2 protein-coding genes are annotated in these 1135 nt (G+C 68.9%); one reads left to right on the top strand and one right to left on the bottom strand.

The genetic code is table 11. The features are described from left to right. A partial coding sequence (locus Q7T09_RS10160) for an aldehyde dehydrogenase family protein (RefSeq protein WP_304699493.1) occupies positions 1-539 on the bottom strand: 539 nt, incomplete at its 3' end. Positions 540-732: 193 nt separating this feature from the next. Between Q7T09_RS10160 and Q7T09_RS10155 the strand changes: the two genes are divergently transcribed. After that, positions 733-1135, top strand: a 403-nt coding sequence (locus tag Q7T09_RS10155; RefSeq protein WP_370689230.1) for a GNAT family N-acetyltransferase, incomplete at its 3' end; no start/stop codon positions are given.

Raw genomic sequence — 1135 nt, 5'->3', positions numbered from 1 at the left:
GTCGGGTCCTTCTCCGAGGGCTTGAGGATGAAGGCGTTGCCCACCGCGATGGCGATCCCGAACATCCACATCGGGATCATGCCCGGGAAGTTGAACGGGGTGATGCCGGCGGCCACGCCCAGCGGCTGGCGCATGGAATAGACGTCGATGCCGGGCCCCGCGCCCTCGGTATATTCGCCCTTCAGGGCGTGGGGGATGCCACAGGCGAACTCGATGACCTCCAGGCCCCGCTGAATATCGCCCTTGGAGTCGGCCACCACCTTGCCGTGCTCGGAGGAGAGCAGCTCGGCCAGCTCCTGCATGCGGGCCTCGACCAGCCGCTTGAACTCGAACATCACCCGGGCCCGGCGCTGCGGATTGACCGCCGCCCAGGACCTCTGGGCCCGCACCGCGGCCTGGACGGCCAGGTCCAGCTCGGCCGAGGTCGCAAGGGCCACGCGGGCCTGGACCTCGCCGGTATTGGGATTGAAGACCTCGCCGTAACGGCCGGAGGTCCCCGTGACGGACACGCCGTCGATGAAGTGTGTGATCTCGCGCATGGCGAGCTTTTAGGACGTCATGGCGCCGGTGGGTAGGGGCGCGAACACCGATCTCAGTCCCCGGCTCAGGGCGGCGGGGATCACCGAGGAAAGATCATCGGCGACCCGGGCTCCGAGGCCGCCAGCCTTGAAGATTTGTTCCCAGCTAAGGTACAGGGGACCAGCCCCTTGCACGGGGCGAGCGGGCAAGGGCATGTTCCGTCCCATGAGCGTCGCCACCGAGGCCCTGCCGGCGCGGCGGGCCTATCACGATCACATCGTCGACACCCTGATCGCCGAGCGCGCCCCCAAGCTCTCGGGCGGGGCGGCATGGCCGCTGATCCGACCCCTGCTCTACCGCCTGCTGGACTATCGCAAGGCCCGGACCATGGCCGACGACATCGCCCAGATGACGGGCCGCCAGGCCCTGGAGCACGTCTCGACCCTGCTGGACGTCAAGGTCAGCGTGCGCGGCCTGGAGCGGATTCCCGCCCGCGGGCGGGTGGTGCTGATCTGCAACCACCCCACCGGCATCGCCGACGGGATCGCGGTCTATGACGCGGTCAAGGGCCTGCGCCCCGACCTCTGCTTCTACGCCAACGCTGACGCCCACCGGG

The sequence above is a fragment of the Phenylobacterium sp. genome (assembly GCF_030645195.1).
Taxonomy (GTDB): domain Bacteria; phylum Pseudomonadota; class Alphaproteobacteria; order Caulobacterales; family Caulobacteraceae; genus Phenylobacterium.
This window is presented reverse-complemented; position numbering and strand designations above follow the sequence as displayed.